The 26,499-nt window shown below is 72.7% G+C and carries 27 protein-coding genes; 9 read left to right on the top strand and 18 right to left on the bottom strand.

The window, feature by feature from the left end; all coding sequences use genetic code 11:
* Window positions 1-94 precede the first annotated feature (94 nt).
* The 7 genes from ACIGW4_RS05935 to ACIGW4_RS05905 form a co-directional block, all read right to left on the bottom strand.
* Window positions 95-568: a hypothetical protein gene (locus tag ACIGW4_RS05935; protein ID WP_359591633.1), complete on the bottom strand. Its 474-nt coding sequence runs from the start codon at window positions 566-568 to the stop codon at window positions 95-97.
* Window positions 569-638: 70 nt separating this feature from the next.
* Window positions 639-1,322, bottom strand: coding sequence for a uracil-DNA glycosylase (gene ung / locus ACIGW4_RS05930; protein WP_123458963.1), 684 nt, complete (start codon window positions 1,320-1,322; stop codon window positions 639-641).
* A gap of 82 nt (window positions 1,323-1,404) precedes the next feature.
* Complete coding sequence (locus ACIGW4_RS05925; protein ID WP_398711036.1) at window positions 1,405-2,982, bottom strand: ABC transporter substrate-binding protein; 1,578 nt, start codon at window positions 2,980-2,982, stop codon at window positions 1,405-1,407.
* A 149-nt stretch (window positions 2,983-3,131) separates the two neighbouring features.
* The gene (locus tag ACIGW4_RS05920) at window positions 3,132-3,899 is read right to left on the bottom strand and encodes an SDR family oxidoreductase (protein ID WP_123458779.1); all 768 of its coding nucleotides are present in this window, start codon (window positions 3,897-3,899) and stop codon (window positions 3,132-3,134) included.
* Window positions 3,900-3,927: 28 nt separating this feature from the next.
* Window positions 3,928-4,689 carry a 3-oxoacyl-ACP reductase FabG gene (fabG, locus tag ACIGW4_RS05915; protein WP_123458780.1) on the bottom strand — a complete coding sequence of 254 codons (762 nt, stop codon included), beginning with the start codon at window positions 4,687-4,689 and terminating at the stop codon, window positions 3,928-3,930.
* A 181-nt stretch (window positions 4,690-4,870) separates the two neighbouring features.
* The gene (locus ACIGW4_RS05910) at window positions 4,871-5,254 is read right to left on the bottom strand and encodes a DUF3037 domain-containing protein (RefSeq protein WP_030686313.1); all 384 of its coding nucleotides are present in this window, start codon (window positions 5,252-5,254) and stop codon (window positions 4,871-4,873) included.
* The gene (locus ACIGW4_RS05905) at window positions 5,251-6,096 is read right to left on the bottom strand and encodes a HipA family kinase (RefSeq protein ID WP_399578741.1); all 846 of its coding nucleotides are present in this window, start codon (window positions 6,094-6,096) and stop codon (window positions 5,251-5,253) included. Before ACIGW4_RS05905 ends, ACIGW4_RS05910 begins: the two co-directional genes overlap by 4 nt.
* 172 nt (window positions 6,097-6,268) lie before the next feature.
* Here ACIGW4_RS05905 and ACIGW4_RS05900 point away from each other — a divergent pair, with 172 nt between their 5' ends.
* The 6 genes from ACIGW4_RS05900 (at window position 6,269) to ACIGW4_RS05875 (ending at window position 15,381) form a co-directional block, all read left to right on the top strand.
* On the top strand, window positions 6,269-7,258 hold the full coding sequence (locus ACIGW4_RS05900; RefSeq protein WP_399579089.1) for an alpha/beta hydrolase: 990 nt from the start codon (window positions 6,269-6,271) through the stop codon (window positions 7,256-7,258).
* Between the two features lie 4 nt (window positions 7,259-7,262).
* Window positions 7,263-8,774: a peptidoglycan DD-metalloendopeptidase family protein gene (locus ACIGW4_RS05895; protein ID WP_399578738.1), complete on the top strand. Its 1,512-nt coding sequence runs from the start codon at window positions 7,263-7,265 to the stop codon at window positions 8,772-8,774.
* A gap of 603 nt (window positions 8,775-9,377) precedes the next feature.
* Complete coding sequence (locus ACIGW4_RS05890) at window positions 9,378-10,187, top strand: serine/threonine protein kinase (protein ID WP_399578737.1); 810 nt, start codon at window positions 9,378-9,380, stop codon at window positions 10,185-10,187.
* Window positions 10,184-11,680: a serine/threonine-protein kinase gene (locus ACIGW4_RS05885; RefSeq protein WP_398711039.1), complete on the top strand. Its 1,497-nt coding sequence runs from the start codon at window positions 10,184-10,186 to the stop codon at window positions 11,678-11,680. Before ACIGW4_RS05890 ends, ACIGW4_RS05885 begins: the two co-directional genes overlap by 4 nt.
* 103 nt (window positions 11,681-11,783) lie before the next feature.
* A complete protein-coding gene (locus ACIGW4_RS05880) occupies window positions 11,784-14,285 on the top strand; it encodes a penicillin acylase family protein (RefSeq protein ID WP_399578733.1) in 2,502 nt (833 codons plus the stop codon).
* Between the two features lie 19 nt (window positions 14,286-14,304).
* Window positions 14,305-15,381 (top strand): alpha/beta hydrolase, encoded by a 1,077-nt coding sequence (locus ACIGW4_RS05875; RefSeq protein ID WP_399578731.1) that lies wholly within the window; start codon window positions 14,305-14,307, stop codon window positions 15,379-15,381.
* A gap of 97 nt (window positions 15,382-15,478) precedes the next feature.
* Here the strand turns inward: ACIGW4_RS05875 and ACIGW4_RS05870 are convergent, their stop codons facing one another.
* The 8 genes from ACIGW4_RS05870 to ACIGW4_RS05835 form a co-directional block, all read right to left on the bottom strand.
* Window positions 15,479-17,140, bottom strand: coding sequence for a peptidase M23 (locus ACIGW4_RS05870; RefSeq protein ID WP_123458787.1), 1,662 nt, complete (start codon window positions 17,138-17,140; stop codon window positions 15,479-15,481).
* A 14-nt stretch (window positions 17,141-17,154) separates the two neighbouring features.
* Window positions 17,155-18,246, bottom strand: coding sequence for a BTAD domain-containing putative transcriptional regulator (locus ACIGW4_RS05865; RefSeq protein ID WP_399578730.1), 1,092 nt, complete (start codon window positions 18,244-18,246; stop codon window positions 17,155-17,157).
* 132 nt (window positions 18,247-18,378) lie between these two features.
* Window positions 18,379-19,101 carry a DUF6230 family protein gene (locus tag ACIGW4_RS05860; RefSeq protein WP_399578728.1) on the bottom strand — a complete coding sequence of 241 codons (723 nt, stop codon included), beginning with the start codon at window positions 19,099-19,101 and terminating at the stop codon, window positions 18,379-18,381.
* Window positions 19,098-19,709: a hypothetical protein gene (locus ACIGW4_RS05855; RefSeq protein WP_398711044.1), complete on the bottom strand. Its 612-nt coding sequence runs from the start codon at window positions 19,707-19,709 to the stop codon at window positions 19,098-19,100. The genes ACIGW4_RS05860 and ACIGW4_RS05855 overlap by 4 nt, the downstream gene beginning before the upstream one ends.
* 8 nt (window positions 19,710-19,717) lie before the next feature.
* Window positions 19,718-20,164: a DUF6114 domain-containing protein gene (locus ACIGW4_RS05850; RefSeq protein ID WP_399578726.1), complete on the bottom strand. Its 447-nt coding sequence runs from the start codon at window positions 20,162-20,164 to the stop codon at window positions 19,718-19,720.
* Between the two features lie 5 nt (window positions 20,165-20,169).
* Complete coding sequence (locus ACIGW4_RS05845) at window positions 20,170-20,913, bottom strand: DUF6230 family protein (RefSeq protein WP_399578724.1); 744 nt, start codon at window positions 20,911-20,913, stop codon at window positions 20,170-20,172.
* Window positions 20,910-21,374 (bottom strand): DUF6114 domain-containing protein, encoded by a 465-nt coding sequence (locus tag ACIGW4_RS05840; protein WP_123458792.1) that lies wholly within the window; start codon window positions 21,372-21,374, stop codon window positions 20,910-20,912. Before ACIGW4_RS05840 ends, ACIGW4_RS05845 begins: the two co-directional genes overlap by 4 nt.
* A gap of 85 nt (window positions 21,375-21,459) precedes the next feature.
* Window positions 21,460-22,146 carry a DUF6230 family protein gene (locus ACIGW4_RS05835; protein WP_123458793.1) on the bottom strand — a complete coding sequence of 229 codons (687 nt, stop codon included), beginning with the start codon at window positions 22,144-22,146 and terminating at the stop codon, window positions 21,460-21,462.
* A gap of 135 nt (window positions 22,147-22,281) precedes the next feature.
* Between ACIGW4_RS05835 and ACIGW4_RS05830 the strand changes: the two genes are divergently transcribed.
* Complete coding sequence (locus tag ACIGW4_RS05830) at window positions 22,282-22,884, top strand: TetR family transcriptional regulator (RefSeq protein WP_123458794.1); 603 nt, start codon at window positions 22,282-22,284, stop codon at window positions 22,882-22,884.
* Between the two features lie 53 nt (window positions 22,885-22,937).
* Here the strand turns inward: ACIGW4_RS05830 and lepB are convergent, their stop codons facing one another.
* A complete protein-coding gene (gene lepB, locus ACIGW4_RS05825; RefSeq protein ID WP_359591614.1) occupies window positions 22,938-23,546 on the bottom strand; it encodes a signal peptidase I in 609 nt (202 codons plus the stop codon).
* A 103-nt stretch (window positions 23,547-23,649) separates the two neighbouring features.
* Window positions 23,650-24,684 (bottom strand): AraC family transcriptional regulator, encoded by a 1,035-nt coding sequence (locus ACIGW4_RS05820; protein ID WP_398711048.1) that lies wholly within the window; start codon window positions 24,682-24,684, stop codon window positions 23,650-23,652.
* A 164-nt stretch (window positions 24,685-24,848) separates the two neighbouring features.
* On the opposite strand from ACIGW4_RS05820, the gene ACIGW4_RS05815 reads away from it, so the two are divergent.
* Entirely contained in the window at window positions 24,849-25,247 is a 399-nt protein-coding gene (locus tag ACIGW4_RS05815; protein ID WP_399578720.1) for a Rieske (2Fe-2S) protein, read from the top strand.
* Here the strand turns inward: ACIGW4_RS05815 and ACIGW4_RS05810 are convergent.
* Window positions 25,234-25,932: a cysteine hydrolase gene (locus ACIGW4_RS05810; RefSeq protein ID WP_399578718.1), complete on the bottom strand. Its 699-nt coding sequence runs from the start codon at window positions 25,930-25,932 to the stop codon at window positions 25,234-25,236. The two genes, ACIGW4_RS05815 and ACIGW4_RS05810, sit on opposite strands and share 14 nt — an antisense overlap.
* Before the next feature lie 85 nt (window positions 25,933-26,017).
* Here ACIGW4_RS05810 and ACIGW4_RS05805 point away from each other — a divergent pair, with 85 nt between their 5' ends.
* On the top strand, window positions 26,018-26,485 hold the full coding sequence (locus ACIGW4_RS05805; protein ID WP_123458798.1) for a pyridoxamine 5'-phosphate oxidase family protein: 468 nt from the start codon (window positions 26,018-26,020) through the stop codon (window positions 26,483-26,485).
* The last annotated feature ends 14 nt before the right edge of the window (window positions 26,486-26,499 follow it).

Raw genomic sequence — 26,499 nt, 5'->3', positions numbered from 1 at the left:
CTGGGCGAGCGGTACGGCGGCTGGGACCCCGACAGCGCCCAGGCCAGGATCTGTCACGGGGCGTACAGCCGGTGAACCTCCCCCGGGGAGCCGGTCACGCCTCCCGGAGCCGTAGCTCCAGGCGCTCGATCGCGGCCCGCACCCCGTTCCCGTAGCCGTCGTCGTCGAGGTGGTCCGAAGCGGCGCGGGCCCGGTCCAGATGGACCCGCGCGGCGTCGGGCCGCCGGAGCTTGAGGTAGTCGGCGGCCAGGTTCAGATGGAGCGAGGGGTACAGCGCCCGGAGGGCGGCCGCCGAGTCGTGCGCGGCGAGCCGCTCCTCGGCGAGCCCCTCGGCCGCGCTCAGCGCCCGCAGGTCCCAGGCCAGCTCGACGTCGGGATCGTCCTGGGCGTCCGCCATGTAATGCGCGAGGGTGCAGCGGTGCAGGGGGTCGCCGTCCGGGCCGATCTGCTGCCAGAGCAGCCCGAAGCGGTTGCGGGCCTCCTCGCGGTCGCCACCGTGGAGCAGCATCATGGCCTGCCCGATCCTGGTCATGACCCCGTCGTCCGACACCTGCTGCTGCTCGGTCACCGCGACCTCCACCCGCTCACCCACTGGGAGTGACGACGCTAGCCGCCCCCGGACCGGATCGGGCCGAGGCTCAGCCGAGGTCCGGGATGCGCCAGTCGATCGGCTCGTGTCCCTGGGCCGCCACGGCTTCGTTGATCTGGGTGAAGGGCCGCGAGCCGAAGAACTTCTTCGCCGACAGCGGCGAGGGGTGCGCGCCCTTCACCACGACGTGCCGCTCCTCGTCGATGAGCGGCAGCTTCTTCTGCGCGTAGTTGCCCCACAGGACGAAGACGGCGGGGTCGGGGCGGGAGGCGACGGCGGTGATCACGGCGTCGGTGAACTTCTCCCAGCCCTTGTTCTTGTGCGAGTTCGCCTCGCCGGAGCGGACCGTCAGCACGGCGTTGAGCAGCAGGACTCCCTGCTCGGCCCACGGCATCAGATAGCCGTTGTCCGGGATCGGGTGGCCGAGCTCCTCGTGCATCTCCTTGTAGATGTTCCGCAGGGAGGGCGGGGTCTTCACACCGGGGCGGACGGAGAAGCAGAGGCCGTGGCCCTGGCCCTCGCCGTGGTAGGGGTCCTGGCCGAGGATCAGGACCTTCACCTTGTCGTACGGGGTGGCATCGAGGGCGGCGAAGACCTCGTCCTTCGGGGGGAAGACCGGCCCCTTGGCGCGCTCCTCCTCGACGAACTCGGTGAGCCGGGCGAAGTACGGCTTCTGCAGCTCCTCGCCGAGGACACCCCGCCAGGACTCGGGCAGCATGCTGGTGTCGGTCACGGTCAACAACCTCCGGTGGACGTTCCTGTTACTCCGTCCGAGAACCTACCGGGGGCCACTGACAGTGGCCCCCGCAGGCCCGTCACCAGCTGGCGCGACGGCTCAGCTCCCACATCTGCATGACCGTCTGCGGGTCGAGGGCGCGCTCGCTGCCGCCGATGTCCTCGCCGGCCGCGATGTACAGCTTGCCCTGCCACAGGGGCAGCAGCCGGACGTCCTGGACCATGATCTCCTGGGCCTCCACGAACTCGTCCGTGACGGTCCCGCGGTCGCTCTCGCGGCGGGCCTTCGGCAGCAGTTCGTTGGTGATCCGGGAGCTCTCGTAGGGCGTGCCGAGGACGTTCTCCTTGCCCACGAAGGGGGCGACGAAGTTGTCCGGGTCCGGGAAGTCGGGGAACCAGCCGCGGCCGAAGACCGGGTACTCGCCCTTCTGGTAGCCCGCCTGGAACTCCTTCCAGGGCTTGCCGTGCAGGGTGACCTTGAAGAGGCCGGACTCCTCCAGCTGCCGCTTGAGCTCGGCGAACTCGGCGGCCGTCGAGGAGCCGTACCGGTCGGTGGTGTACCAGAAGTCCAGCGAGACGGGCTCGGTGATGCCGGCGTTGCGGAGGATCTTCTTCGCCTTCTCCTCGCTGGGCGAGCCGAAGCGGTCGAAGAACTTGGTGGTGTGGGCGGCGATGCCCTTGGGCACCATCGAGTACAGGGGCTCGGCGGTGCCCTGGTAGACCTTGTTGACCAGTTCGTCGCGGTCGACGAGCTGGGCGATGGCCTTGCGGACGGGGAGCTTGGCGACGGACTCGTCCTGGGTGTTGAAGACCAGGTAGCGGATGTCGGCGCCGGTCGACTCGACGAGCTGGAGGCCCTTGTTCTCCGGCTTGTCCTCCTGGAGGGCGACGACCTCCTCGGCGGTGAGGCCGCGGTAGGTGGCGTCGATCTCCTTCTTCCGGAGGGCGGCGACCATGGCGTCGGAGGAGTCGAAGTACCGGATGGTGACGCCGCCGTTCTTGCGGTCGGCGAAGCCCTTGTAGCTGGGGTTCTTCGTCATCTCCGCCGACTCGCGCTCGGTGTACGAGTCGAGGACGTACGGGCCGGAGCCCACGAGCTTGCCGTCCGCGCGGAGCTGGTCGGCCGGGTACTCGGCGGGGTCCACCAGCGACATCGCGGGGGTGGCGAGGACGAAGGGGAAGGTGGCGTCCGACTTGTTGAGCCGGAAGACGACGGTGCGGTCGCCGACGGTCTCGATCTTGTCGAGCGAGCCGAGCATGCCGTTCGGGCCGCCCTTGTAGTTGATCGTGCGGATGCGCTCGATCGAGTACTGGACGGCCTTGGCGTCCAGTTTGTGCCCGTTGGAGAAGGTCAGGCCCTCCACGAGCTTGCATTCGAAGACCCTGCTGGAGGTGTCCGTGAACTTGCAGTCGGCGGCGTCCGGCTGCGGGGTGGTGCTGCCCGTCGGGAAACTCACCAGGGTCTGGAAGACATTCCGGAAGAGCTCCCAGGAATTGTCCCAGGCGGCGGCTGGATCAAGCGTGGTGGGAGAACTCGTCGTGCCGACGACGATTCTCTGGTCCCCTGCGGATTCGCTGTCCGAGAAGACACCGCATCCGGTTACCAGGGATATGGACACAAGGGCTGCAGCGGCCTGCAGACTGGTCCGGTTGAACACGTGCACGCTCCTCGTTCAGCCAGGGGTCGGCAGACGATACCGCAGCACCCCGCCAGGTCAATCTTCGAGCCTGCCGGGGCACTTGAGGCATTCAGCGCCCAACCGGGGTCAATCCGGACAGGACAATCCGGAAAGTGTCCGGTTATCGGTCACCCGACTCCGGCGTTCAGGAAAATGCCGCCGTCGACGACGAGCGTCTGACCGGTGATCCACTCCGACTGTGACGAGGTGAGGAAGGCCGCCGCCCCGCCGATGTCCTCGGGCCGGCCGAGCCGGCCGAGCGGGTAGGAGGCGGCCGCCTCCGCCTCGCGGCCCTCGTAGAGCGCCTGGGCGAATTTCGTCTTCACGACGGCGGGAGCGATCGCGTTGACCCGCACGACCGGCGCGAATTCATGCGCCAGCTGAAGGGTCAGGTTGATCATCGCCGCCTTGCTCATCCCGTATGCGCCGACGAAAGGCGAGGCGGTGACGCCGGCGACCGAGGCGATGTTCACGATCGCCCCGCCGTGCTCCTTCTGCCAGGCGTGCCAGCTCCGCTGGGCGAAACCGAGCGCCGAGATCACATTCGTCTCGAACACCTTGCGGGCCACCCCGAGGTCCATGTCCGCGATGGGCCCGAACACGGGGTTCGTGCCGGCGTTGTTGACCAGGAAGTCCAGACGGCCGAAACCGTCCATGGCCGCCTCGACGGCGGTGGCCTGGTGGGCCTCGTCGTGCGCCTTGCCGGGGACGGCGATGACCCGGTCGGCCCCGAGCCGCTCGACGGCCTCCTTGAGGGCCTCCTCGCCCCGTCCGGTGATGACGACCCGGTCGCCGCGGGCGACGAGGGCCTCGGCGACGCCGTAGCCGATGCCCCGGCTGGCGCCGGTGACGAGGGCCACCTTGCCGGAGAGCTCCGGCCGCTCCTGTGCGCTCATGCGCGTCTCCTCCTCTCGCTTCCGGTCGTCAGTTGAGCGGGCCGCCGGCCACGTACATGACCTGGCCGGAGACGAAACCGGCGTCGTCGCCCGTGAAGAACGCGATCGCGTTGGCGACGTCCTCGGGGCGGCCGACCCGCGCCACCGGGATCATGGAGGCCGCGGCCGCCTGGAACTCCTCGAAGCCCATGCCGACGCGTTCGGCCGTCTGCGCGGTCATCTCGGTGACGATGAAGCCCGGGGCGACGGCGTTGGCGGTGATGCCGAACTTGCCGAGCTCCTTGGCGAGGGTCTTGGTGAAGCCCTGCAGACCCGCCTTGACGGCCGAGTAGTTGGCCTGGCCGCGGTTGCCGAGCGCCGAGGAGGAGGAGAGGGAGACGATCCGGCCGAAGCCCGCGTCCACCATGTGCTTCTGGACGGCCTTCGCCATCAGGAAGGCGCCCTTGAGGTGGACGTTCATGACGATGTCCCAGTCGGACTCGGACATCTTGAAGAGCAGGTTGTCGCGGAGCACGCCCGCGTTGTTGACGAGGATCGTCGGCGCGCCGAGCTCGGCGGCGACCCGCGCGACGGCGGCCTCGACCTGCGCGCCGTCCGAGACGTCGCAGCCGACCGCGAGGGCGGTGCCACCCGCGGCGGTGATCTTCTCGACGGTGTCCTTGCAGGCCGCCTCGTCGAGGTCGAGCACCGCGACGGCGCGACCCTCGGCCGCCAGGCGGAGCGCGGTGGCCGCGCCGATGCCCCGTGCGGCGCCCGTGACGATGGCTACGCGCTGATCGGTGGTGGACATGCTTGGTTCTCCTCGCCCTTGGATCGTCCCTGGTCGCGGCCGAACCGCCCTCCGCTCCTGCGTCCCGCACATGAGCGACCGCTTAGTATCGTCCGCAGGACGAGACGCTAGAAGCCCTGGCACCCGGTGTCAACGGCCCACCGGGTGCACCAGGTCACTCCCTTTGCCCCTACCGGACGAGCTATCGGACGAGAAGATCGAGCAACCGTTCCACCTCGGCCTCGGGGTCGGCGGTCAGACCCGTGTGGACGGGCCCCGGCTGCACGACCGTGGAGCGCGGCGCGATCAGCCAGCGGAAGCGCCGTCCCGCGTCGTCGCGCGCGGCCTGGCCCGCCGCGTCGCCGCCCAGACAGACCCCCTCGACGGCGCGCAGCGCGGCCCGTACGCCGGTCACGTCGGCCGCCGGGTCGAGCACCGTCAGCTTGGCCTCGTCGAGATGCGTACGGGCGGCCACGAAGGACCGGGCGCGGCAGTAGACGACCACTCCCGCGTTGAAGCACTCGCCGCGCTCCACCCGGGGCACGACGCGCAGCAGCGCGTACTCGAAGACATCGCGGTCGGTCACGTCGTGCTGTCCTTCTCGGTGGTGTGCTTCCGGGGTGCGAGGCGTTCGGCGAGCCAGCCGGGCGGCTGCTGCGGCCGGCTCTCGGTGCGCGGCCCGAGCGTGATCCGCTCGTGGACGGTCGCGGCGCGCGGCAGCAGCGCCGAGACGTACGCGGCCCGCACCTCGTCGGTGCCGTCGAAGCCGGGCTCGTCGACGAGCCACTCGTCGGGGACGTCGGCGGTGACCTCCTCCAGGAGCTCGCGGGTGACGAGCGGGGCGAGCTCGGCGGCCGCGGCGGTGACGTCCGGGGCGAAGGGGGCGAGCGCGTGGTCGGAGGCGTCGTACGGCTTCGCGGCGGAGGCCTGGGCGCCCGGCCAGTTGTGGTGCCAGATCATGGTGGCGCCGTGGTCGATGAGCCACAGGTCGCCGTGCCAGACGAGCATGTTCGGGTTGCGCCAGGAGCGGTCGACGTTGTTGATCAGCGCGTCGAACCAGACGATCCGGCCGGCCTCCCGGGGGTCGACCTCGTACGCGAGCGGGTCGAAGCCCAGCGAGCCGGGCAGGAAGTCCATGCCCAGGTTGAGGCCGCCGCTCGCCTTGAGCAGCTCCTGCACCTCCTGGTCGGGTTCGGAGAGCCCGATGACGGGGTCGAGCTGGATGGTGACGAGCTCCGGCACCCGCAGGCCGAGCCTCCGGGCGAGCTGCCCGCAGACGACCTCGGCGACCAGGGTCTTGCGCCCCTGGCCGGCGCCGGTGAATTTCATGACGTACGTGCCGAGGTCGTCGGCCTCGACGATGCCCGGGAGCGAGCCGCCCTCACGCAGCGGCGTCACATAGCGGGTAGCGGTGACTTCGGTGAGCATCCGGCCAGGCTATCGACTCGCACGGCCGCTCCCGGCACACGAGGGCTCCGGCCCGTTCGACACCCCTAGCCCACGCGGCGGCGCCTGTCAGTCCGCAATCTTCCGGGGTCACCCGGGACCGGTCCCGTTGCTACGTTCCCGAGCGTCGTCCCGCTTCGACCCGGAGGTCATGTTGAGCGCGAAGAACCCTACCCGCCGGAACGTCCTCAAGACCGCCGGCGGCCTCTCGGCCGCCTTGGCCCTGGGCGGCGGAGGCGTCCTGGCCGCGGCGGGGACGGCCGCCGCCGTCGGGGACGGCTTCGGGCTGCGCATCGTGGACCGCAACGAGGCCGACGCGCGCATGTGGTACTACCGCTTCCAGACCGCCGCCATCGGCTGGAACCCCGGTGTCAACGTGCTCCTGCCCGACGACTACCACTGGAGCGGTCGCACCTACCCGGTGCTCTACCTCCTCCACGGCGGCGGCACCGACCAGGACTTCATCACCTTCGACCGCGAGGGCGTCCGCGCCTGGACCGCGGGCAGGCCGATCATCGTCGTCATGCCCGACGGCGGGCACGCGGGCTGGTACTCGAACCCCGTGAGCTCCAACGTCGGCCCGCGGAACTGGGAGCAGTTCCACATCTCGCAGCTCATCCCGTGGATCGACGCGAACTTCCGCACGTACGCCGAGTACGACGGCCGTGCCGTGTCCGGCTTCTCGATGGGCGGCTTCGGCGCGCTGAAGTACGCCGCCAAGTACTACGGCCACTTCGCCTCGGTGAGCGCCCACTCCGGACCGGCCAGCCTGCGCCGGGACAACGGCCTCGTGGGGCACTGGGCCAACGCCAGCTCGGCGGCGCTCGACCTGAACGGCGGCACGGTCTACGGGGTGCCGTTCTGGGACGAGGCCCGGGTCAGCGCGGACAACCCGGTGCAGCGGATCGAGAGCTACCGCAACAAGCGGGTCTTCCTGGTCGCCGGCACCAGCCCCGACCCGATCAACTGGTTCGACACGGCCAACGAGACCCAGGTGCTCGCGGGACAGCGGGAGTTCCGCTCCCTGCTCGGCAACGCGGGCATCCCGCACGAGTGGTACGAGCTGCCCGGCGGCCACTTCATCCGCCACGACATGATGCAGCGCGACATCGACGGCGTCATCGACCGGCTCCGGAAGGCCTGAGCCCGTGCTCCGCGGACTGTCCCGACACGCCCTGGGCCGGGTCCTCGCGGCGGCGGCCACCCTGCTGCCGGTGCTGGCCGCCACCGCTCCGGCCGAGGCCGGGACCACCGGATCGGCCACCGCCTGCCCGAGCGTCGGTTTCGTCAGCCAGCCCTTCCACCCCGGGCACAACGGCGTCGACATCGCCGCCGACATCGGCACGCCGATCCATGCCGTGGGCGACGGCGTGGTGACCATCTCCGGCTACGCCGGTGACTACGGCCAGTGGATCCGCGTCCGGCACCCGGACGGCAGGACCTCCGAGTACGGCCACATGTACCGGCGGGACGTGTCCGTCGGTGACCACGTCGTGGCCGGCCAGCAGATCGCCCTGATGGGCGCCGAGGGCAACGCGGACGGGCCCCACCTCCACCTGCGGATCTGGGGGGACGACTCCTTCTCGTACGGGATCGACCCCGAGGTCTACCTCGCGGAGGGCGGCATCACCCTGCCCTGCGTCCCCGGGAGCGGCCCGCGCCCGAAGCCCCCGGTGTACCCGGCGGAGTCGGGCCGGGTGGTGTCGGCGCGGTCGGCGGACGGCCGCCTGGAGGTCTTCGCCGCCGGGGCGGACGGGGTCCACCACGCCTGGCAGCGGGAGGCGAACCGCGACTGGTCGGAGTGGGAGCGGCTCGGCGGACCCGTGAACGCCCAGCTGGCGATCGCGCCGAACGCGGACGGCCGCCTGGAGGTGTTCGCCGTCGACGGGAACACCTTCCGGCACCGCTACCAGCTCTCCCCCTCGGGCGGTTGGTCCGACTGGGAGGACTTCGGCGGCGGCGGTCGCGACATCGCGGCCGGTGTGAACGCCGACGGCCGCATCGAGGTCTTCGCCTCCGGGCCGGTCGGCGTCTTCCACCGGTACCAACGGGAGCCGAACGGCGGCTGGTCGGGCTGGGAGCCGACCGGTGGCGGGCCCGTCGACGGCCGTGTCGAGATGGAGAAGTCCCCCGACGGACGCCTGGAGGTCTTCGCCCTCGACGACGGCACCTTCCAGCACCAGTACCAGACGTCCCCGAACGGCGGCTGGTCCGCCTGGGACGACTTCGGCGGCGGCGGTCACGACCTCACGGTCGACCACAACGCCGACGGCCGGATCGAGGTCTTCGCCTCCGGGCCGGCCGGTGTCTTCCACAAGTACCAGACGGGAACCGGCAGTTGGTCCGGGTGGGAGGGGACCGGCGGTCCCGCCGACTCCCGGCTCAGCAGCGAGCGCACCGCCGACGGCCGCGTCGAGGTCTTCGCCATGAACGGCGACACGGCCATGCACACCTGGCAGACCGGGGTGAACGCGCCCTACGGCGCGTGGGAGGCCTTCGGCGGGGGCGGCACCGAGGTCACCGCGGCCTCCAACGCCGACGGCCGGATCGAGGTCTTCGGCACCAGCCACGCCGGCACGTACCACGTCTGGCAGACCGGCTTCTCGACCTGGTCCTCCTGGGTCTGGGTCAACGGCACCGCGGGGCCCTCACTCGACTGATCCCGTCCCCGCCCCCTCCCTCGCCTCGGACCGACCACCGCCTTCTCCGCCCCTCGCGCCGGGCAGTCCCGCACGCTGCGTGCGCGCCGCGCAGCGCTCCGTACGGATTGCGCCAATGTACGGGCGGCCGAGCGGGGCTCCGGTCACCCGACGAACCTCTCGGATCGCCCCTTACCCGCCCTCCGGGCGCGGTGACTCACCCCACCTTGCGCGAGCGGCGGGGAGTCGACCGCGTCCGGGGGGCGAAGGTGCTCTCCCCCGCGCCCCGGACGCCGGCTCCGGCGGGTCGCCGACCCGGCCGCCGCACCGCCCCCTCGGCCGATCGGCGCCCCAGACGACCGGAAACGACATCAAACCGCCGCCCTGGACACGGCAACGGGGTGTCCTGGATCACAGTGGCGGGTGGCGGCGCGGACCGCGGCGCGCGAGGGTCCGGGAAGGACCCGGCGGCTCCCCCACGCCGCCGGGGCACCCGCCGGGGGCGGCCGCCGACCGTCCTGACGGGCCCCGGCCGAAGTGGCCGAAGCACGCCGGTGAACTCACCTGACCCGTGAGTATCGTTCCGCTCGTCCGACAACCGCGACGGGACGAAGAGGGGGAGCGGTGAGCGGCGTAGTCGTCCATCTGCCGAGCGGAAGCGGTGGCGCCGACGGCGGCGAGCCGTACGGCGACGCGGTCACGTTGCGGCTCGGCCCCGGCCAGGTCGCCCGCTTCGGACGGGGCTCCGCTTCGACTCCGGTCGAGCTCCGTCTCGCGGACGCGGCGATCTCCCGGCTCGCCGGGGAGATCCGCGCGACCGACGACCACTGGCAGCTGACGAACCACAGCGGCACCCACAGTTACCTGGTGGAGAACCCCGAGGGAGCGGGCGAGTACCTGAGGGTCCCGCCGCGGCGCGTCGGGGCACCCGTCCCGTTCGAGTTCTCCCGGGTGGTGCTGCCCACCCGCGGCGACCTCACGGTCTCCTTCCAGGTCTTCGCCCCCGACCACGTCTATCTGGACCCGGACGCGACGGGCGCGCCCTGGGGCGGCCGCACGGTCACCGCGTACTCCCTGGACGAGTCGGCCACGTACTTCCTCGTGCTCGTCGCGCTGTGCGAACCCCGGCTGCGCGACCAGTCCCGCGTGGCGGTGCCCACCACGCCCCAGATCGTGGAGCGGCTCAGGGGACACGTCACCGGCGGCGCCCTGACCGCGCGGGCCGTCAGCTCGCACATCGACTACCTCGCCGAGGAGAAGCTGCGCCTCGGCGGGCTCGAGGCCCGGGAGCCGGGCAAGGGCGAGCGCCGCAACGGCAAGCGGGAGGAGATCGTCGGACTCGCGTTGCGGTTCGGTCTGGTGCGGGAGGAGCATCTCGCACTGCTGCCGTCCCTGTCGGGGGGCGGCGGGCGGGAGCGGCAGAGGCCGCGATGACGGCGCCGCGCGGCCAGGACGACGCCACGGGACCCGACCGCACGGACCTGCTCCCGCCCGGTCACCGGGTGGGCGACTGGGTGGTCACCGAACTGATCGGGGCCGGGGGCTGGTCCACGGTGTACGCGGCGCGGCCGGCGGAGGAGCGCCGCGACCGCCCCGGCCGGGCACCGGACTCCGACGAGGTCGCGCTCAAGGTCATGCCGACCGCCGGGCTCGCGCCCCGGCAGGCCCGCAGGATCGTGGAGTCCGCCCGTCGCGAGGTCGAACTGGGGCGCAGGGCCGGGCATCCCCGGCTGATCGGCCTCCGGGAGTCCTTCGTCCTCTCCGCGCCGGAGCTTCCGGCCGTGGACGGCGCGATCGTGCTGGTCATGGAACGGGCCGCCGGCAGTCTGCGCGAGCTCCTCGACGCGGGCGCGTCCGGGGCCGACCGCGGCCGGCTGATCGCGGGGATCTGCGAGGGCCTGGCCCATCTCCACCGCTCGGGCTGGGTGCACGCCGACCTCAAACCGGAGAACGTCCTGCTGGGCAGGGACGGTTCGGTGAAGCTCTCGGACTTCGGGCTCGCCACGGAGCTGACCGGGACGCACGGGTACGTGCCTCCCATGGGCACGCTCGACTACCTCCCGCCCGAGCGGTGGAGGGCGCCCCTGGGGGAGCTCGGCGTGCAGGTCCGGCCGAGCGCCGACATCTGGGCGCTGGGGGTCGTCATCCACGAGGTGTTCGCCGGCGGCGCCTCACCGTTCCCCGGCGCCACGCCGGTGGCGCGGGGCGCCGCCGTGCAGGAGTACGGCGAGGGGCGTGCGCCGCTGCGCATGGACCACGCGGTGCCGCCGTTCTGGCGCGCCCTGGCCGCCGACTGTCTGGCCCCGACGCACGCGGCGCGCGCCCCGCACACGGCCGAGAGCCTGCTCGCCCGCATCGCCGCCCGGGAGAGCGCGCAGGGGGGCACGCGGGAGGACACGTCGGAGAGCACGCGGGAGACGGAGCCGCACGACGCGGGGACGCGCGGTCCGGGGGCCCACGGCGCCGGGGCCCGGCCGGCACGGGGACGGGCCCGCGCGGTCGTCCTCGCCGCCGCGCTCTGCGGGGCCGCCGGCACGACCCTGTGGGCGGACGCCGTACGGGAGGACCCGTCCGGCCGTGCGGGCGGACGGGCCCGGACGGTCGAGGTCTTCAACGCGGAGCGGGGCTGCCAGGACCGTGTCGACAGGGACCCGCAGTGCAGTCTGGGCCTGGCGATCGATCCCCTGCGGCCGTACGCCGCGGGCAACGTCGTACCGACCCGGGTGTGGCACGGCGACGTCCTCACCGCCGACTGCCGGCTGCCCGACGGACAGCCCGTCATCGACGAGGAGGACCTGCAGTCCACGCTCTGGTTCCGCGTCCGGCTGCCGCACGGCTCCCCGTATCCCGCGGCCTGGCTGCCCGCCGTACGGACGAAGGACCGGCCGCCGCTGCCGGGGTGCCCCCGGCCCCCGGCCGTGCGCTGACCCGGCGGAGGCGCCGGGATCGGCCGCGTCATCGATATTTCATCGCTCCTCCCTAGCGTGGCCGCGTCCGCACGCAGGCCCCACTCCAGGGAGGGACGGTTTCATGGCACGGAGGAGATCGAGAGCGAGGCTGCCGATGGCGGTCCTGGCCGCGGCGGCGGTGATGGGCACGACGGCGGTCACCGGCGCCCCGGCCACGGCGTCGCCCGCCGCCGCGCAGGGGCCGGACAGGCCGACGATCCGCTACACCGAGTACGGCATCCCGCACATCATCGCCTCGGACTGGGAGGGACTGGGGACGGGGTACGGGTACGCCGCGGCCAAGGACAACATCTGCACCCTGGCCGACACGTATCTGATGGTCGACGCCCGGAGGTCCCGCTACCTGGGGCCCGACGGACGGACGAGTCCCGGCCAGAACCAGAACACCACCACCAACCTCAACAGCGACCTGTACTTCCAGCGGCTCAAGGACGACATGGTGGTGGAGCGGCTCCTGAACCGGCCCGCGCCCGACGGGCCGGAGCCGGAGGTCAGGGAGACCGTCCGCGGCTACGTCCAGGGGTACAACCGGTACCTGGCGGAGACGGGCGTGGACAACCTCTCCGACCCGGCCTGCCGCGGCGCGGCCTGGGTGCGGCCGATCACGGAGCTGGACGTCTACCGGCACGCCCATGCGGAGATCATCATGGGCAGCGCCGACGCGCTGCTCGACGGTCAGGTGAACGCCGTGCCGCCGGGGGCCTCGGCCACCGCGGCGACGGCGGGGGGCGCCGGGACCGCGAAGAGGCCGAAGCCCGCCGAGCCGATGAGGCCCGCGGAGACCGCGAAGAGGATCCGCGACGCCCTGGCCAGGACCCGTCCGCAGAACATGGGCAGCAACGCGCTCGCGGTCGGGTCGCAAGGAGTCTCCGGGGGCACCGGCATGCTCCTCGCCAACCCGCACTTCCCCTGGCAGGGCAAGAACCGGATGTGGCAGAGCCAGCTGACCATCCCGGGGAAGCTCAACGTCTCCGGGGCCGGTCTCCTCGGACTGCCCGCCGTGAACATCGGGCACAACGACGATGTCGCCTGGAGCCACACCGTCGCCACCGTGGCCCCGTTCGGGCTGTTCGACGTGCAGGTGGACCCACTGAATCCCACCATGTACCTGGTCGACGGCGCCTGGGAGCGGATGACCTCGCAGCGGGTCGACGTCGACGTCCGGAACCCGGACGGCTCCCTCGGCAAGGTCTCCAGGACCCTGTGGTCCACCCGCTACGGACCGGTCACCACCTCGATCGTGGGCGTCCAGCTGCCCTGGGCGGTCAGCGCGCACGTGGTGCGCGACCCCAACCGGGACAACCTGCGGGCGCTGAACACCTGGTTCGGCCTCGACCGGGCCAAGGACGTCCACGACGTGGTGAACGTCCTGGAGACCACCCAGGGCGTCCCCTTCTTCAACACGATCGCCTCCGACCGCCGGGGCGACGCCCTGTACGCCGACATCCAGGCCGTCCCGAACATCACCGACGAGCACGCGGCCTCCTGCCTTACCGAGACCGGGAAGCTGCTGTTCGACCAGGCGCTCCCGCTGCCGAACGTGCCGCCCGTCTCCATCCTCGACGGCAAGCGCAGCGCCTGCGACTGGCCCGACGACCCGAACGCGGCCGCGCCGGGCCTGCTCGACCCCCACAGGCAACCCCGGCTGATCAGGTCCGACTTCGTCGGAAACGCCAACGACAGCCCCTGGCTGGCCAACCCCGAACAGCCGCTGTCCTACCCCCGGGTGATGGGCGACACGGCGGCCCCCCGGTCGCTGCGCACCCAGGAGCTGATCCTGACCGCGCGGAACCGGATCGACGGCACCGACGGCCTGCCGGGGCGGGGCTTCACCCCCGAGACCATGGGGCGGCTGCTGTTCGCCGACAACAGCAGGGCGGCCGACCTCACCCTCGACGCCACGGTGGCGGCGTGCCGGAGCGTCGCCTTCGGGCTGGTCCTGGTGGACGGCAACCTGGTCGACATCAGGGAGGCCTGTCCGGTCCTCGCCGCCTGGAAGAGCCACGACTTCACGCTGGACAGCCGGGGGTCCTGGCTGTTCGCGAACTACTGGGCCTACCTGGCGGGGGGACAGAAGCCGGAGAAGCTGCCGTGGAAGGTGCCCTTCGACCCCGAGGACCCGGTCCACACGCCCAACTCCCTGGACTCCGGGAGCTCCGCCGTCCGCGACGCCCTCGCCCGTGCCGTACTCGCGCTGCGCCGGGCCGGCGTCCCGCTGAACGCGGCGCTGTCCGAGGTCCAGAAGGTCACCCGGGGCGGCGAGCAGATCCCGATCCACGGCTCGCTCGGCGAACTGGGCGTGCTGAACGTGATCACCCCGGGCCAGGTCGACGGCAGGTTCGACATCACCTTCGGATCCAGCTTCGTCCAGCAGGTCCGGTTCACCGCCGACGGGCCGCCGGAGGCGTACTCCGTCATGGCGTACTCCCAGTCGGCCGACCCGAGTTCTCCGCACCACGCCGACCAGACCCGGCTGTTCTCGGCGGGCGGATGGGTGACCGAGCGGTACACCGAGGAGCAGATCGCGGCCTCGCCGGCCCTGCGGACCAAGGTCCTGGACTGAACCGACGAAAGGGAACACCGTGACGAGAACATCGCGTTGGCGGACCACGCTGGTGGCCTGGCTGGTCGCCGCCGTCGCCGTCCTCGCCCCCGCGGGCGCCGCGCGCGCCGCCGACGGCACCGAACCGCCGAAGCTGCAGGACGGGTTCGGACTGACCCAGTCGGCTCCGGCGGTGGGCACGGCCACGAACTTCCACCTCACGGTCACCACGCCCCAGGTCGCGGGCGAGCACCACATCAAGATCATCCTGCCGAGCGGCTACTACGACGATCCGAACCGGCGCTACCCGGTGCTGTACTTCCTGCACGGCTCCCCCGACGACCCGGTCCGGCAGAACTATCCGGCGCTCTCCATGTCGAACGAGATGATCACCGTCATCCCGGACGGCGGCGCCCGCAGCTGGTACGCGAACTGGCTCGACCAGAACACCGTGCTCGGCGCCCAGAACTGGGAGAACTTCCACCTCAACCAGGTGGTCCCGTTCATCGACGCCAACCTGCGGACGATCGCCGCCAAGAAGTCCCGGGCGATCGCCGGCATCTCCATGGGCGGGTTCGGGGCCTTCCACTACGCCCAGGCCCGGCCCGACCTCTTCGGCCAGACCGCTTCCCTGTCGGGGGACATCGACCTGTCCGTCAACTCCATGGACCTGCGGCTGGCCGTGGTCGCCTCCGTCACCGACGCGATGGGCGCGCTGTGCGCCTCGTCGTCGGGCTACTGCGACCCGAACGAATCGGCCTACAAGCCCGGCGTGGACAGCGACGCCCTGTTCGGCTCGCCCTACCCGGTGTTCAACGCCGACTGGCGGTGGAACGAGGTCGACCCCTCGCAGCACGTCGACAGGTTCGCCGGGACGGGCGTGTCCCTCTACACCGGTGACGGGGGCGGCTCGCCGGCGAACCTGGAGTTCTGGGTCGCGGGGGCGGCCAAGAACGTCAAGGCCCGCATGGACGCCCGGGGCCTGCCGTACCACTACGTCAACTACGGCGACGGCGCGGGCTGGGGCACCGGGTGCGACGGCGGCCACAGCCCCGGCTGCTGGGAGCAGGACCTCCGGGACCTGATCCCGCGCCTGGAGAGGTCCTTCGCCTCCTGACGGCACGAGAGAGGCCGGCCCTCCTTCCCCGGAGGGTCCGGCCTCTCTTCCGTGCGCGCCCGCCCTGGGGCCCGTCGTGCGCCCGTCCCGAAGGTTCCTAGTCGATCGCGGGCCCGGAATCGTTCAGCCAGCCCCATTCCGCCCAGGAGGAGAAGCCGGTCTGCCAGCGGTGGTAGACGCCGGCGTGGCTGGTGCCGAACACCTCGACGCGGCCGTCGGCGTTGTTGCCCGCACCGATCTCGGTGCCCCCGCCGCCGAAGGTCTCCCACGCGGAGTACGCGGCGTTCGGGCCGGTCTGCCAGGAGTGGCCCGCCGCGGCGGAGTTGATCGCGAAGACCTCGACCCGGCCGTCGACCGAGCGCGAGGTGGTCAGCTCGGCGTTCGAGAGCCCGCCGGTGCCCGTCCAGGCCGACCAGGAGGTCGGGCTCGTCTGCCAGCGGTGGAAGACGCCGTCGGCGTTGGACGCGAACACCTCGATGCGGCCGTCCTGGTTGTGGCTGACGGCGACGTCGTGACCGCCGCCGCCGAACTCCTCCCAGGCGGACCAGCCGCCGTTGACCGCGCCCTGGTACAGGTGCCCGAACGTGGAGTCCGACAGGGCGAACACCTCCAGTCGCCCGTCCGGCGCGGTCTCGACGGCGAGGCGCGCGTCCGCCGGGCCGCCGCCGGTGCCCTCCCAGTTCGCCCAGCCGCCGCTGGGCGCCGTCTGCCAGCGGTGGAACACGCCGTGGGCGTTGGAGGCGAACACCTCGATGCGGCCGTCGGCGTTGCTGCCCGCTGCCAGTCGGTGGCCGCCGGTGCCGAAGTTCGCCCAGGTCGACCATCCCGCGCTCGGGCCGGTCTGCCACATGTGGTCGAACGTGCTGTCCGAGAGCGCGAACAGTTCGAGGCGGCCGTCCGCGTTGGACGCCACCGCCAGTTGCGCGTTGCGCGGACCGCCCTCGAACCGCCACCGCGACCAGCCGCCGTTCACCGCGGTCTGCCAGGCGTGCCAGACACCGTCGGCGCCGGCGGCGAAGGCTTCGAGGCGGCCGTCGGCGGACCGCCCGGACACCACCCGGCCGGAGCCGTACGGGTGCTGGGGGCCGGCGCTCGTGCCGGACCACAGCGCGTCGGCGATGAGCACCGCGTCGCCCGCCTCGACCCCGTACAGATGGCGCAGGTCCTCGCGCGGTCGCTGGACGTGCCAGCAGACCTCGCCGATCGCCTCGTCGTTCCACGAGCCGCCCGGATACTGCCGCTCCATCTCGTCGAGGAAGGCGTTGGTCGCGTGGACCGGGTCGAGGCGCTCCTCCCGGGTGCCCCACCAGTCCTGCTGCTGGAAGAGCCCGAGGCTGGTGTAGTCGACGGCCTGGGCGTAGTTGTTCATGCTGCTCTCGACGATGATCGTGGCGATGGCGATCGCCGCGGCCTTCGGATTGAGCCCGCGGTCCTTCACCGCCTGCGTCACCATCCGCGCGCAGGACATCTTGTAGGCGTCCAGATAGCCGGCCATCTTCGCGTTCAGCTGCGGGTCGAGCTGGTCGGCCATGACGCCGTCGGTGGCCGAGGGACCGGCCGGGTCGCAGGGCACCGTCGGAATGGCGAACCCCTCCGGGCCGCTGAAGTACCGGGAGACGCCCTGCCGGTCCTTGCCGGGGCCCGGCTCCGGCACGGGCCGGGCGGCGGCGACCGGGGCGGTCAGCCCGACGGCCAGTGCTCCGGCGCCGGCGGCGACGACCAGCCGGGCGAGGGTGCGGCGTAACAACTGCCTTGTCATCGTGGGCCTTTCTCTCATGAGGTGGTGGAAGGAGTGGGCCGCGGTCCGGCCGGGTGGGCGGGACCTGCCTCGTCCCCGCGCAGGATCAGCCGGCGGGTGCGCCGCAGCATCGGGCTCGGCGGGACCCCGAGGTCCTCGGAGAGGCGGCGGCGGACGCGGTCGTACACGTCCAGCGCGTCGGCCTGCCGGCCGCTCCGGTACAGCGCGCGCATCAGCGTCGCGGCCACCGGCTCGTTCAGGGGGTGCGCCGCGGCCAGGGCGAACAGCTCCGCCGTCGCCTCGGCGTGCCGGCCGAGCCCCAGCTGCCAGACCGCCTTCCGCTGGACGAGGGCGATCCTGCGCTCGGTGAGCCGCAGGCGCTCCAGCTCGGCGAGCGGTCCGGGCAGTCCGTCCAACGGCTCCCCGCGGAACAGGTCGAGCGCCTGGGAGCAGAGCCGGACCGCCTCGGCCGGTTCGCCCGCGCGGTCCGCCGCCCCGACGGCGGTGACCAGTTCCTCCAGGCATGCCACGTCGACGTCGACCGCGCCGGGGACCAGCCGGTAGCCGCGCGGGTCGCGTTCGATGACCGGGGCGGTGTCGTCCCCGGCGCCCAGGGCCTTGCGCAGCCGGTAGACGTACACCGGGACGACGTTGGCGGCGGGGGTGTCCGTCCCCCACACGGCGTCGAGCAGTTCCCGTCGGCTGACGGTCCGCCCCGCGCGCAGCGCCAGCGCGGCGAGTACGGACTGCTGGCGGAGGTGCCCGAGGTCCACGGGCCGTCCGTCCTGTCGTGCCGTCAGGGGGCCCAGCAGGGAGAGCCGCACCGCCGGTCCGGCCGCGCGGGCGGCGGTGCTCCGCGCCGCCGGGTCGGCCGGCCGTGTGCGGGGGCCCCGGCCGGGGACGACGAGCCCGGAGTCGAAGGCGTGGACGATGGCGGCGGCCCGGTCCCGGAGCCCGAGCTCGACGAGGATCCGCGCGAGGTGGGAGGCCACGTCCTCCTCGGGGATGGCGAGGTCGGCGGCGATCTCGTCGTCCCGCAGACCGCAGCCGACCGCGGCGAGCACCCGGCGCTCCTGGTCCCGGAGCACGAGCGCGCCGGGTCGGCCGGTGGTGACGGTCGTCGGCATCGGTGCTCCCCCGGGCTCCGGACTGGTCGGTCTGGCGGACGCCGTCGACAAGGTAGTGGCGGGGGCGCCGGGGGAGGCATCCGGAACGATCCGGAGTGACACCGCCGTCGAGCACGGCCCGACGCGCGGCGGTCAGGGCGTGCCGGGCGTCCCGGTGGGGGCCGCCGGGGCGGGGCAGGCGACCGCGCCCGGCCGTACGGAGAGCGAGAGCTTCGGGGTGGTGAGAAGGCCCGGGATCTGGAAGTCCTGGGCGGTGCCGGTGATCCGGTCGAACTTGGCGTAGCGCGCCTGGATGCCGAAGCGGTGCTGCGGGCTGTCCAGGGGGTTGACGACGTAGGCGCCGGAGGCGTCCTTGACGGTCTTCACGTCGGCGCCGTTGACGTTGAGGTCGACGACGCCGTCCATGTCGAGGACTCCGGTGGCGCCGCGCAGGTCGAGGACGGTGTTCTTCGTCCTGATCTCCCAGGAGCCCGGGTCGTCGTCGCCGAGGGTGAGCAGCAGGGTGTACGTGGCTCCCGCGATCTGCTGCCGCTGGCTGAGGCAGAGGCCGTTGATGACGCCGTCCGCGAAGCCCATGCGGAGCACGCGCTCGGTGCCGGTGGAGCCGTCGGGGCGCACGACGGCCTGGTCGACGACGGCGGCGCCGTACTGCGTCCCGTACAGGCTGCTGGTGGTGAAGTCGACGGGCCGGTCCTGGATGCGGAGGCCGACGGCCAGCGCTCCGGTCGCCATGGCGGAGCCGAGGCCGCCTGCGGCGAGGAGCGCGGGCAGGGCGACGGCGAGGGACCGGCCCCAGTGGGTGCGTCCTTCCTCGCGGGCGCTCGGGTCACGGGTGCTCGGGTCAGGGGTGCTCATGGTGTGGTCACCGTGATGGTTCCGGGGAGGTGGACGGGGTTGTCGGTGGAGTCGAGGGCCGCGTGGTCGTCGACCGTCCGGATCGCGTAGATGTCGCCGGCGAAGTCCTCGGCTCCGGCGGTGAGCGGGATGAGGGAACCGAAGAAGTCGAGCAGCCCCTGCACTCCGCAGATCTTGACGAGGACGCGGACGCAGACGTTGGTGATGTTCCCCCACATCGTCGTCGTCTCGGCCCTGCCCGCGCTGTCGTAGCCGCCGAGCGAACCCTCCCCGGGGACGTCGATGGTGACGGTGTGTCCGGCGGCGCGCTGGACCACGTTCATGTGCGAGCGGATCTTGAGCTTGGTGAAGGTGTACCGGGTGGTGGTGCGCGTCGAGCCGTCGGAGAGCCGGATGGTGACGTTCTTGTCGACCGTCATCGAGACGGCGACCATGCTGCCGATGGTGACGTGCAGCGGGTCCGGGGAGGGCAGGAAGGGCACGCCGAGCGGCTCGACCGCGGCGCTCCCGCCCGAGGCGTTGCTCGGCTGCCCGGACCAGACGGCGGTGACGACCGCGAGGACCAGGGCCGTCGCCACGGCGAGGGCCCTGCGCGGTGCCCCGCGCACCCCGGCCGTCATCCTTCCACCGCCCGGCGGCGGGGGCGCTTGGCTCCCCAGCCGACCATCATGGAGCCGCCGAGCACGCCGAGGGTCATGCCGAGCAGGAAGCCGCCCAGGTTGGAGACGACGAGCGAGACGACGGCGAGGACCGCGCCGATGAGCCCGAAGGTGTAGCGCTGGGCGGGCAGCGCCAGCGGGATGAGCCCGCACAGGATCATCCCGCCGCCGACGAGGTAGCCCGCCACTCCTCCGAAGCCGGTGCTGACGATCAACTGCAGCGAGCTGAGGGAGAACTTGAGGACGGTCCAGCCGCCGGCGACCAGCCACACCCCGCCCCAGAACGGCCGGGTGCGGCGGAACGCGCGGAACCAGAGGTACGCGGCCCTCACCCGGCCCGGACCGGACCGGCCGTACGCGGCGCCCGCCCGGTCCGGCCCGAACCGGTCGTACGCGGTCCTCACCCGGCTCAGCATGTGGTCGCCGTTCCCGCGACGACCCTGATCCTCAGATCGGGCAGGACGAGCGCCCCGGCCATCTCGGCGTCGTACGCGCTGGCGTTCAGTCCGTGCAGCGCGATGGAGCTGCCGCCCTCGCCGCCGGCCGAGCCGAGGCCGAAGCCGCCGGGCAGGGCGCCGGTGAGCGGCTTGCCCGCGACGGTGACCTGGTCGGCGGACTGGCCGAGGACCGCGTTCTGGAGGGTGGTGGGTCCGTACGCCTGGAGTTCGGTGGCCTGGATGTAGAGGTTCGAGGCGTCGATGTCGGTGGTGAAGGTGGCGGGCGGGGACGCCGCCACCTTCTGGCCGCCGGTCAGGAGCAGGGAGTACGGGACCCCGGCGATCGTCTGGTGGACGATGCCGCACAGTCCGGCGAGGTGGGCGCTGGCGAAGCCGACGCGCGCCATCGCGGTGGAGGTGCTCGTGGTGCCGTCGGGGCGCCCGACGGCGGGGGTGTTGACGATGGCGCCGAAGCCGCTGCCCTCGACCCCGTTGGACGTCAGGGTGAAGGGCTGCCCGGTGACGCTGAAGTTGGCGGCGAGCGCGCCCTGCGCGAGGGCGGTGCCGAGGACGCCGATGGCGAGGACCGAGGGGACGAACGCGAAGGCGCCGCGCCCCCAGCGGGTGCCGCGGCGGGTGCCGTCGGCGGCCTGGGCGAGCATCCGGGCGTTCCAGTCGGCGGCGGCGCCGCGGGCCCCGGAGAGGAGGTGGTTCATGCGGATCCGCTCCCCACGGACGCGGACGGGGCGGTACGGCGCGGACGGCGCCTCCCGGCGGGCTTCTCCGGCAGCCAGGCGAAGGCCATGGAGCCGCCGAGGACCGAGAGGAACATGCCGACGAACAGGCCGCCGAGGTTGGACAGCGGGAACGAGGCGACGCCCGCGATCACCGCGATGACACCGGCCGTGTGGCGCTGTCCGGGGAGCAGCAGGACGAGCAGGGCCATCGCCATCAGGAGGACGCCGCCGGCCATGCCCGCGATGCCTCCGACGCCGACCTGGAGGATCTTGCCGAGCGGCGCCATCGGCAGGAAGAAGATGACGAAGCCGCCGAGTCCGGTCCAGAGGGCCGCCCAGAACGGCCGGGTGCGGCGCCAGCGGCGGAAGGCGGTGCGGGCCCGGCGCGGCCCGCCCGGGGTGGGCGCCCCGGTCGGCTCGGGTGGCGGATCGGTGGTCATGGAGGCCTCGCAGCGGTGGGTCGGGGTGGGAGGGCCGGGGCCCCGCGCCGTACGGAGGACGCGGAGCCCCGGGTGGTGCGTGCGGTCAGGCTCCGCAGGTCTTGTCGCCGTGGGCGATCCCGATGGCGAGGTCCGGCAGGGTGATCGCGCCGGCGATCGTGGCGCCGTTGGCGTCGGCGTTGAGGTTCTTGATGTCGGTCCGGCCGCCGGTGGCGTCGAGGCCGAACTGGCCCGGGGTGCCGTCGTTGATGCCGGTGCCCTTGATCCCGGCGCCGTCGGCGGCCGCGCCGATGACGTTCGGGGTGGTGTCGCTCGCGTTGAGCGTGGCCGTGGCCGCCTTGAGCGCCTGCGCGTCGAGCACGAGCTTGTTCGCCTGGAGCCCGGCGCCGGCGACGAGTTGGTCGCTGGTGAGCGGGGTCGCGGCGGCGGGCGAGGAGATGTTGAGCGACCAGGTGCCGAGGCTGCCGATCACCGGGAGGTCGACCGACTGGACGGCGTGGACGCAGATGCCGTCCAGGCCCGCCTTGGCGATGCCGACCTCGGCGGCGCCCTTGGCCCCGCCGGCGTCGATGGTGTGCATGACCGCGCCGATGCCCTGGGGCGCGGCGACCGTCTTGGAGCTGAGGGTGAAAGGGACGCTGGTGAGGGAGAGGTTCGCGGCGAGCGCGCCCTGCACCATGGCCGTCGCCATGGCGGCGACGGCGGCCGTCGCGGGTACGGCGAGGAACGCCGATCTGCGCCAGCGGGTGACGCCTCTGGTCTCGTGCTGCATGTGATCTCCAACCGTCGTGCCGCACTGGCCGAATGACACTTCGCGGCTACCTGTTCGAGAATTGGACACTTCTCCGATAAGTGTCAACACTTCTGACGATTCCGGGGAGATTTCCTCCTGGTCTAGGCTTGGCCGATGCCACGGTTCAGGGAGACGGTCCGGACACTGCTGCGCGAACGCCTGCTGGACGCCGCGTACGAGGCGGTCGCGGACCGCGGCTTCGACAAGCTGCGCATGGCGCACCTGGCGAGCGCCGTCGGCGTCAGCCGGCAGACGCTGTACGCGGAGTTCCCCTCCAAGGAGGCGGTCGGCGAGGCCCTGTTCCAGCGCGAGCTGGAGCGCTGCCTCGTCGGCATCCAGCAGGGCCTGGACGCGCACCGGGACGACCTGCGGGCGGCCGTCGAGGCCTCCGTCGGCTTCACGCTCACGCTGGCCGGCCGGAACCCGCTGATCAAGGCCATGCTGACCAGCACCGGCGAGGACGGACTCCTGTCGTACCTCACGACCCGGTCCGCCGCGGCCTTCGACCTGGCGACGGCGATGTGCGACGCGTACGTCACGGAGGCCTGGCCCGCCGTCGACCCGGTGGCGCGCGAGCTGGCCGTGGACGCGGCGGTCCGGCTGACCGCCAGTCACATCGTCCAGGCCGGCCCCTCGCCGGAGGAGTCGGCCCGCCGCATCGCGGACACCGTGGTCCGGATCGCCCTGAGCACGGGCCGGGAGCGGCTCCCCCGGTGACGGGCCGGGGGCAGCTCCCCCGGCAGGACGCGGGGCCCGGCGCGCGGAGGGCCTCAGGGGCTCGGCCCCCGGTACTCCTCCAGTACGGGCCGGTTGCCGATGTCCGGCGACGCGGAGACCGGGAAGGCCCGCACCCCGACCCGGCCCTCGATCCGGTCCAGCGCGCCCCAGCCGTACGCCCGCGAGTCGTCCGACAGGTCGGGGTTGTCACCCAGGTAGAAGAACGCTCCCGGGGGCACGGTCCGCAGCCCGGGCCGCGCCGACCGGGTGCCGTCGGGTCCGCAGCAGGCGCTCGTACGGTGGGCCTGCGAGGCCCACGAGGGCGCCACCACCCGGCGCACCGGGCCCCGGCCGCCCTCCTGGAGGAGGACCTGGAAGGGCTCGTCCGGCGTGGAGACGATCGCCACCCGGTCGCCGGGCAGGGCGATCACCCGCTTCACCAGGAGGGCGTCCTTGCCGGTGGCCCGCAGCAGCACCACGTCGAACCGGCGCGCCTCGCCCTCCGAGCCCGGGGAGACGAGGATCCGGTCGCCCTGGTGGAGGGTCGGGCTCATGCTGGTGCCGTCGACCCGGACGCCGAGGGCCGTGACGGCGACCCCGGCGAGGAGGCAGAGCAGGACACCGGTCCCGAGGACGGCACCGGCCGCCCGGCGCGGGTTCATCGGCGTCGGGAGGGGGCCGGCGGCCAGGGGCCACCGGACCGGTCGATTTCGGTCATGGCGGGAAGGTAGGCCCCTCGGCGGGCGAAGGCCGTGACCGTACCGCTCAGGGTTGTTGACCGCGCGTCTGATAAGAGCGGGGCGTCTCGCCGGTCCAGCGCCGGAACGCCCGGTGGAAGGCGCTGGGTTCGGAGAAGCCCAGCTGCCGCGAGAGCCGTTCGATCGACACCCGCCCGCCGGTCAGCTCGGCGATGGCGTGGTCGCGCCGCACCTGGTCGCGGAGCCGCTGGTACGTCGTCCCCTCGGCGGCCAGTCGGCGCCGCAGGGTCTGCGGGCTGACGGACAGCCGGTCGGCGAGCTGCTCGGGCGTCGGCACCGGCCCGGCGGGCAGCGCCCGGCCGATCAGGTGCCGCACCCGGCCGGTCACCGTGCTGCCGTAGTCCCCGCAGACCAGCACGTCGACCGGGGCGCGCCGGAGGAAGGCCTTGAGCGCCACCGCGTCCCGCAGGACGGGTTCGTCGAGGTCCGCCCGGTCGAAGACGGCCGTCGTCCGTCCCGCGCCGAAGACGCAGGGCGCGCCGAAGAGCAGGGCGTACTCGCGGGCGTGCCGGGGTTCGGGGTGGACGAACTCGACGCGCCTCAGGCCGATCCGGCGCCGGACGAGCCAGCCGGCGAAACGGTGCGCGACCAGGACGGTGGACTCGGCGCCGAAGTGGAGGGGGTCGTCGTATCCGGAGACGTCGAACTCCATCCGCGCCTCGTCGGGCCCGCCGGCCCCGGGCTCCGCGAGCCGGAAGCGCGGGCCGGCCGGGAAGAGGGAGTAGAAGGTCTGCGCGCGCCGGAGCGCCTCGCGCAGGTCGCGACTGCCGTGGACGACGACATGGGCCATCATCGCGAAGGTCCCGACCTTGCTGGGCGCGCCGCCGAAGCCGATCAGCTCGTCGTCGAGGGCGGCCCACGACGTCCTGACGAGCTGCCCGAACTGCTCCGCCGGGATCCTGGCCCGGGATTCCTCCAGGAGCGTGGAGGGCAGTCCGGCGCGGGCGAGGAGCGGTCCCGGGGCCACCCCGCGCCGCTCGGCGCCGAGCAGCACGGCCCGTACGTGGTGCGCACTCACCGAGGAGTTCACGGAAGAGTTCACGGAAGCTAGACACTTTCATCAAAGGATGTCCAGGTTCCGACACTCTACTCAGAACTGTAAGGCACCCGAAGTGCCCATCCCGCGAACGGGACACAGCTCACAGCCGTACCGTCTGGTGGCGTCACAGCAGTGCACCGAGCACACCGAGGGAAGAGGGGCAGCACATGAGCGGAGTGGCACGCCGGACGGTGGTCGCGGCGGCGGGCGGCGCGGGCCTGGCGGCGGCACTCGCCGCCTGCGGGAGCGGCGCGGACGACAAGGGTGCGGCGCCGGAGGGCACGGCCCTCGCGCGGACCGGGGACATCCCGGTGGGCGGCGGGAAGATCCTCGCCGACAAGGGCCTGGTGATCACCCAGCCGAAGGCCGGCGAGTTCAAGGCCTTCTCCTCCAAGTGCACCCACCAGGGCTGCGCCGTGAGCAGCGTCAAGGACGGCGTCATCGTCTGCCCGTGCCACCAGAGCCACTTCGACATCTCGGACGGCAGCGTGAAGTCCGGCCCGGCGCCCTCGCCGCTGCCGCCGGAGCCGATCCAGGTGGTGGGCGAGGAGATCAGCCCCGGCTGACGGCGCCTCCGTCGCCCGCGGGGGCCTTCCAGCACTCCAGCACCTCGTCGGTCGTGGTGATCGTGGCGACCAGGGCGAGGGTGTGACGGATCATCGCGGGGGTGTAGTCGGCCGGCACCCCCGCGACGGCGTCCCCGGGCACGACGACCGTGTAGCCGAAGTTCACGGCGTCGAAGACGGCGTTGGGCACGGCCACGTTGGCGGAGACGCCGGTGACGACCAGCGTCCGGCAGCCGAGGTTGCGGAGCAGCGCGTCGACGTCGGTGCCGGCGAGCGGCGAGAGCCCGTGCAGGCGCCGGACCACCAGGTCCTCGTCGGCGACCTCGATCGGTTCGGCGATCCGTACGGCCTCGCTGCCGCTGTGCTGCTGCACGGGCAGCCGGGCGGCGGCCCTGAACAGACGGGCGTTGGTGCTGGCGCCGCGGCCGTCGGGGCGCCGCTCGGCGACGGCGTGGACGACCTGGACGTCCGCCGCGTGCGCGGCGGCGACGAGCCGGGCGACGTTCCGCAGGGCGCCCGAATCACGGGCGGCGGCGGCCAGTTCGGGCAGGGCGCTGTCGGGGCCGACGACACCCCGCTGGCATTCGACGGTGAGCAGGACGACTCCGCCGTCCGGGCGGATCCGCTCCCCGAGCCGTTCTCCCGCACTCCGCCGCCCGGGCCGTTCTCCCGCACTCCGTTCCATGGCTCTCCCGACCTCCCCTTGCACGCGCGCGACCGACGCCCCATGCTTTCTGACGTCTCATCAGAAATCCAGAAGGGTGCGGACGATGACCGTCGCGCAGCGCCGTGGACGCCGGATCATGATGACCCCGGCCGAGCTCGACTCCTTCCTGGCCGAACAGCGCACCTGCCGGGTCGCGACCGTCTCCGCCGACGGCCGCCCGCACGTCAGCGCGCTCTGGTTCGTCTGGGACGGCTCCTCGCTGTGGCTGTACTCGATCACCCGCAGCCGGCGCTGGGCGGAGCTGCGCGCCGATCCGAGGATCGCGGTCGTGGTGGACGACGGCGAGGAGTACGGGGAGCTGCGCGGCGTCGAGCTGTCCGGCACCGCCGTCTTCGTCGGCGAGGCCCCGCGCACCGGCGAGCCCTGCCCCGAACTCGACGTGCCCGAGCAGCTCTTCGCCGCCAAGAACTTCGGCCTGGACTCCATGCCGCACGACGGCCGGCACGCCTGGCTCCGGCTGACCCCGGACGCCGTCGCCTCCTGGGACTTCCGCAAGCTCGCGGACCTCTGAGAGCGGGCGGGGGC

The sequence above is a fragment of the Streptomyces sp. NPDC053513 genome (assembly GCF_044544765.1).
GTDB lineage: Bacteria > Actinomycetota > Actinomycetes > Streptomycetales > Streptomycetaceae > Streptomyces > Streptomyces litmocidini.
The sequence above is the reverse complement of the archived record's forward strand: the minus strand, read 5'-3'. Positions and strand labels throughout refer to the sequence as shown.